Annotated in this window: 4 protein-coding genes; 2 read left to right on the plus strand and 2 right to left on the minus strand. The window is 68.5% G+C overall.

Going from position 1 to position 5,985, the window contains the following annotated elements; all coding sequences use genetic code 11:
* A partial coding sequence (locus D7V77_RS39350) for a kelch repeat-containing protein (RefSeq protein WP_233597507.1) occupies positions 1 to 2,885 on the plus strand: 2,885 nt, incomplete at its 5' end.
* A 308-nt stretch (positions 2,886 to 3,193) separates the two neighbouring features.
* Here the strand turns inward: D7V77_RS39350 and D7V77_RS39355 are convergent.
* Positions 3,194 to 3,781 (minus strand): HEAT repeat domain-containing protein, encoded by a 588-nt coding sequence (locus D7V77_RS39355; RefSeq protein ID WP_158624574.1) that lies wholly within the window; start codon positions 3,779 to 3,781, stop codon positions 3,194 to 3,196.
* A 152-nt stretch (positions 3,782 to 3,933) separates the two neighbouring features.
* Between D7V77_RS39355 and D7V77_RS39360 the strand changes: the two genes are divergently transcribed.
* A complete protein-coding gene (locus D7V77_RS39360; protein ID WP_120581345.1) occupies positions 3,934 to 4,656 on the plus strand; it encodes a trans-aconitate 2-methyltransferase in 723 nt (240 codons plus the stop codon).
* A gap of 58 nt (positions 4,657 to 4,714) precedes the next feature.
* On the opposite strand, the gene D7V77_RS39365 is transcribed toward D7V77_RS39360, so the two are convergent.
* The gene (locus tag D7V77_RS39365) at positions 4,715 to 5,593 is read right to left on the minus strand and encodes a M12 family metallopeptidase (protein WP_120581346.1); all 879 of its coding nucleotides are present in this window, start codon (positions 5,591 to 5,593) and stop codon (positions 4,715 to 4,717) included.
* Positions 5,594 to 5,985 lie beyond the last annotated feature (392 nt).

The following is a 5,985-nucleotide window of genomic DNA, read 5'->3' on the forward strand; positions in this document are numbered from 1 at the left end:
GCCTGTCGACCGCGCGCCACAACCACACGGCGACGCTGCTGCCTTCCGGCAAGGTGCTGGTGGTGGGCGGGCGCAATAGCAGCACCGGGCTGGTGGCGACGGCGGAGGAATACGACCCGAGCACGGGGCTGTGGAGCGCGGCGGGTGCGCTGGGCACCGCGCGCGAGTTGCACACGGCGGTGCCGCTGAGCACGGGACAGGTGCTGGTGGCCGGAGGCATGTACGGCAGCGCGGCGACGAACGCGCTGGGCAGCGCGGAGGTGTACGCCCCGGACACCCGTTTGTGGAGCGTGACGACCGTGATGGGAGGCGCGCGGTACGTGCACGTGGCAGTGCCGCTGGAGGGGCGGGGGAAGGTGCTGGTGGTGGGCGGAATCGGCGTCAGTGGCGCGAGCCTGAAGACGGCGGAGACGTATGCGTATGACGCGTGCGCGGGGGTGAGCTGCGACAGCGCCCCGGGGCCTTGCTACGAGGCGGCCGGGACGTGCGGCAACGGGGTGTGCAGCTACGCGCCGAAGGCCTCGGGCACCAGTTGCGATGACGGGGATGCGTGCACCGGGCAGGACGCGTGCAATGGCGCGGGCGTTTGCGCGGGGAGCGCCACCAGTTGCAGCAGCCCTCCCGGGCAGTGCTACGTGGCGGACGGGACGTGCGGCGGCGATGGAGCGTGCGCCTACGCGTACAAGGCTTCGGGCGCCGCCTGTGATGACGGAGACGCGTGCACGGTGGAGGAGACGTGCAACGGGGCCGGAGGGTGCGCGGGGACGCCGGTGAGTTGCAACAGCCCGCCCGGGCAGTGCTACGCGGCGGCGGGCACGTGCAGCGAGGGTGCGTGCACCTATGCACCGAAGGCCGCGGGCACCGCGTGTGACGATGGCAACGGAGGAACCCTCAACGACGTGTGCAGCGGGGCGGGAGTCTGCGCGGGAGTGCCGGCCTGCACGACGCCTCCGGACGCCTGCCATGACTCCCCGGGCACGTATAGCAACGGCGCGTGCACCTACCCGCCCAAGAGCGCGGGGACCCTCTGCGATGACGGCAACGCCTGCACCACGGGCGACGTGTGCAACGGCGCCGGTACGTGCGGTGGCGCAGCGCTGAGCTGCAACAGCCCGCCCAGTCAGTGCCACCAGTCGGCGGGCACCTGCTCCAACGGGACGTGCAGCTACATCCCGAAGGCTTCGGGGGCGAGCTGCGATGATGGCAACAGCTGCACCACGGGCGACGTCTGCAACGGCGCGGGCACGTGCGGTGGCGCGGCGCTGAGCTGCAACAGCCCGCCCAGCCAGTGCTACCAGGCGGCGGGCACCTGCTCCAACGGGACGTGCAGCTATGTCCCGAAGGCTTCGGGGGCGAGCTGCGATGATGGCAACAGCTGCACCACGGGCGACGTCTGCAACGGTGCCGGTACGTGCGGCGGCGCGGCGCTGAGCTGCAACAGCCCGCCCAGCCAGTGCCACCAGGCGGCGGGCACCTGCTCCAACGGGACGTGCAGCTACGCACCGAAGTCCTCGGGGACGAGCTGCAATGACGGCAACGCGTGCACCACGGGCGACGTCTGCAACGGAGCCGGTACGTGCGGCGGCGCGGCGCTGAGCTGCAACAGCCCGCCCAGCCAGTGCTACCAGGCGGCGGGCACCTGCTCCAACGGGACGTGCAGCTACGTGCCGAAGGCCTCGGGGACGAGCTGCAATGATAGCGACAGCTGCACCACGGGCGACGTCTGCAATGGCGCCGGTTCATGCGGTGGCGCGCCCCTGAGCTGCTCCACCGCGAGCACCACCTACTGCAGCGGTGACGTCGTCCGCAGAACCACCGGCACCGGAACGTGCAGCGGCGGCGCCTGTACCTCCACCGACACCGCCGTCCAGACCTGTCAGACGGGAACCAGCGGGGCCTACTGCAGCGGCAACGGCGCCTACCAGACCGTCTACCAGGGCTGCATCAACGGCGCCTGCGGGTCCACCCAGCAACTCATCGAATCGTGCTCCACCTCGAGCAGCACCTATTGCAGTGGCAACACCGTCCGCAGGAGCACGGGCACCGGCTGCAGCGGCGGCTCCTGTGGCTCCAGCGACACCCTCATCCAGACGTGCTCCACCTCGAGCAGCACCTATTGCAGTGGCAACGATGTCCGCAGGAGCACGGGCACCGGCTGCAGCGGTGGCTCCTGTGACTCCAGCGACAACTTCGTCCAGACGTGTCAGACGGGTGTCGGCAGTTCCTACTGCAGCGGCAATACCGTCTACAGAACGGTCAACAGCGGCTGCCTCAGTGGCTCCTGCGTGTCCGCCCAGCAACTTGTCGAGACGTGTCAGACGGGTGTCGGCAGCTCCTACTGCAGCGGCAATACCGTCTACAGAACGGTCAACAGCGGCTGCCTCAGTGGCTCCTGCGGGTCCGCCCAGCAACTTGTCCAGACGTGCTCCACCGCGAGCAGCACCTACTGCAGCGGCAACGATATCCGCAGGAGCACGGGCACCGGCTGCAGTGGTGGGGCTTGTGGTTCCTCGGATTCATTTGTCCAGACATGCTCCACCGCGAGCACGACCTACTGCAGCGGCAATACCGTCCGGAGGACCACCGGCACCGGTTGCGTCAGCGGCGGCACGTGTGGATCCACCGACACCCTGGTCCAGACCTGTTCCTCAGGACAGACGTGCAGCAATGGAGCATGCGTCACCGTCGGTGGAACATGGCGCAGGGATACAAACGGCAACGAGGGGTTCTGCGACGAACTCTGCGGGGTTTTGTATTGCAACGGTTCCTGCCCGCCTCAAAGGTGCGCCTCCGCCAACCCGGAGGGTCAGCCATGCTCGACGCTCGGCTCGAGTTGCAACGCGGTCCCCTCCCCCAAAGTGTATATCCAATACAATTGCGAGTAGGCGCCGCCCCACTCGCTCATTGTTGAGTCCAGAGTGGACGACTCCGCGCCCCAAGCACGGAGTCGTGGCCTGAACGGGCGATCGCCTGTACCGCGCCGGACTCTTGAGACACCCGGTTGCATCCAGGCGGATGACTCCGTGCCCCAGCACGGAATCATCCGCCGGACGCGGCGAGCCTCCTCGGCCGAGGGAAACCCGCCCCCCAACCGGGGACGGCCCTCCTTGGGAACCGGATGCTCGGCATCACGCCCTGGAGGGCCGGGCCAGCCCGTCTCCCTGGGCGTGAAGGGAGATGGGCGGGCCCCTGCTCAGAATGACTGGGGATCGCGAAGGACGAGGTCCGTCCCCCAGTCGAGGGCCCAGAGCGCCTCCTGCCGGAGTGACCACATCCCGGGAACGGTCGCGGTGTCGTTCTCCGCGATGGCCTGAAGCTTGGGACGGATCCTCGGGTCCTTGTGTCCGGCCAGCGCGTAGATGGACCAGAACCGGATCGCGGGCTCTGGGTCATCGAGCCCACGTACCAGCAAATCGATGACACGGCGGTAGCGGCGCTGCCAGATGTGCCGGTAGTTCGAGTAGTGAGAGCCCAGCGCCTCCGCGGCCTGTGAGCGGACGCCCGGTGCCTCGTGCGGATTCGCGTAGATGCGCCGCAGGAGCACGAGGTGCTCTGGAGCAAGGTGTGCGAACACGAATCCGTAGACGGCGGCCTCGCGAAGCGTGGGGTCTCCCGGCGATGAGAGGATTCGGGCCAGCAGTCTCAGCCCCTCACGGTACCTGGCGAGTTTATCGGCGGCCACGTGGGGGACCATGTCGGGGTCTTCGCCCCTCAAGGCGCATTCGAGCTTCGCCAGCCCTACCGCATCCCCCTTGAGGAGCCGCTTCCGGGACCTCGCCATCCGCATGCGCTCCTTCGCCGGGTGTCCGTCGCCTGAACAGGAGCGCGTGACGGCCCACCGCGCGTTCCCTGACGCGGCGGCGGAATGAAGGTTCATTCCACGGCGGCCGGCTCCCGGCGGGACGGAACGGGTGGGTGCTAGAACCCCGTCCCATGCAACCTCTCCTCTACAGCGAGCTGGTGCCCTGGTACTCCCTGGTCGACCCTCCCGAGGACCATGAAGACGAGGCCGTCTGCTTCCAGTCGGCGTTCGAGCACATCATCTCCCCGCGGCCGCAAACGTTGCTGGAGCTCGGAGCGGGCGCCGGAAACACCGCGCTGCACCTGAAGCGCCGCTTCACCTGCACACTCACGGACCTCTCCCCGGGCATGCAGCAGCTCAGCCGCGAGCAGAACCCGGACTGCGAGCACGTCCTCGGAGACATGCGCACCCTGCGCCTGGGCCGGACGTTCGACGCGGTGCTGGTCCACGACGCCATCTGCTACATGCTGACGGAGGAGGACCTGCTCGCCGCGGCCCGGACGGCGTTCGAGCACACGCGGCCCGGCGGCGCCGCCATCTTCGCGCCGGACACCCTGCGGGAGACCTTCCAGGACACCACGGAGACGCTGGAGGAGGACCGCGGAGGCCGCTCGATGCGCGGCCTCATGTGGACGTGGGATCCCCACCCCGAGGACAGCACCTACCAGGTCGACTTCGCGTTCCTGCTGCGCGACGGGGACACCGTCCAGGCCGTCCACGACCGGCACGTCGAGGGGCTCTTCACCCGGGACACCTGGGATCGCGTGCTCACCCAGGCCGGCTTCCGCGTCGAGCCCCTGAAGCGGCCCCTCGGAGACGGCGCCTTCGACGACATCTTCCTGTGCCGGCGCTGATGCGCGGCGGCGGACCGCCCGTGTTTCCGGGCGGCCTGCGCCGGAGCCACCGGACCCGCTACATCATCGGGCCGTGCTGGGACACGGCGGTCCACCGCCCGGCGGCCCGGTGTGCCTTGCCGTTCGTGGGCCGGTACATCTTCCGGATGAAGGACTTGTCCCGGGCCGACAACCGCGTGTTGCTCGGCGTTCCGCTGCGCAGCAGCGACGGCGGCCCCTTGATGAGCTCCTTCGGGAAGCCGTAGAGCATGATGGAGTTCTGGTCGAACCGCGTCGCGTTGAGCTGATCGAGCGAGTACTTGTCGATGACGTTGAAGCGGATCTCCTCCTCGGACCAGTTGTTGGGCGGGCCGCTGAAGGCCGCGATGACCGCGGGCACGTTCCACTGGATGCCGCCCTTCGGGTTCTGGTGCTCATGGATGCAGCCGAGCGCGTGACCGAACTCGTGCACGACGACGCGGCGGTACTCGACGTCGTCCGTGTCGTCCTCGAGCCAGCCGAAGTTCATGGTCGGCTCGTTCTTCGGGAAGTACCGCGTGATGAGGCAGTCCGTGCCCACGGCGGACCACGAGCCCGCATCGGCCGAAAACGAGACGCGGATCTCCGCACCCGGACCGCCCTTCCAGTCGAACCGGATGTTCGCGAACTGCATCCACTGGTCCGCCATCTCCACGACGCGCCGGCGCTGCGTCGGGCTGCCGTCGAGGAACCGGATGCGCAGCGTCTGCCCAGGCTTCCAGCGTTTGCCCGTCTCGAGCGCCAGCTTGAGCGGATGCCACGAGGAGCCCGCGCGCTTCACCCGGGCCAGCACGGGCGCCGGATCGTTCTCTGGGTTCACCTCGATGGCGCGCGCCGCGGCCTCCCGCTTCAGTTCGATGGGTACGACGCGATCGACACACAGCCGACACTCAGCCGCCGTGAGAAGCTTCCGAGCCATGGTCACCCCCGCCTACGAACCGCGAGGATCTCCCGCGGGCCAGCTCCTGGATGGAGCGCGCGCGGGAGCATGGCCACCGCCTCGCGACGAGCCTCCTGCCCTGAAGGGCCGGTGTCGGCTTTGCGCCAGAAGCGGGGAGTGCCGCACGTTGTGCACGGACGCAAGTGCACGTCGTGAATTGCATGAGCGCGTAGAGGCTCGTGCGCAAGCCTTCATGCCCAGAACAACCGTTGCATCCAGGTTCTCAGCTTGAGGGCCCGCGTCCATTCCTGCTTAGGTCCCGGGCAACAGCGCACACTTCGCGTGTGGCTGCCTTCACCCCACGCATCCCCCTCTGGGGTGAAGGCAGCCACACGCGAAGTGTGCGCTGTTGCCCGGGACCTAAGCAGGAA

The sequence above is a fragment of the Corallococcus sp. CA041A genome, from assembly GCF_003612075.1.
Taxonomy (GTDB): Bacteria; Myxococcota; Myxococcia; order Myxococcales; family Myxococcaceae; genus Corallococcus; species Corallococcus exiguus.

Excerpts from the sequence above, each read along its gene's own strand:
- D7V77_RS39360 (WP_120581345.1), top strand. The coding sequence starts at position 3,934 with ATGCAACCTCTCCTCTACAGCGAGCTGGTGCCCTGGTACTCCCTGGTC.
- D7V77_RS39355 (WP_158624574.1), bottom strand. The coding sequence starts at position 3,781 with ATGGCGAGGTCCCGGAAGCGGCTCCTCAAGGGGGATGCGGTAGGGCTG.
- D7V77_RS39365 (WP_120581346.1), bottom strand. The coding sequence starts at position 5,593 with ATGGCTCGGAAGCTTCTCACGGCGGCTGAGTGTCGGCTGTGTGTCGAT.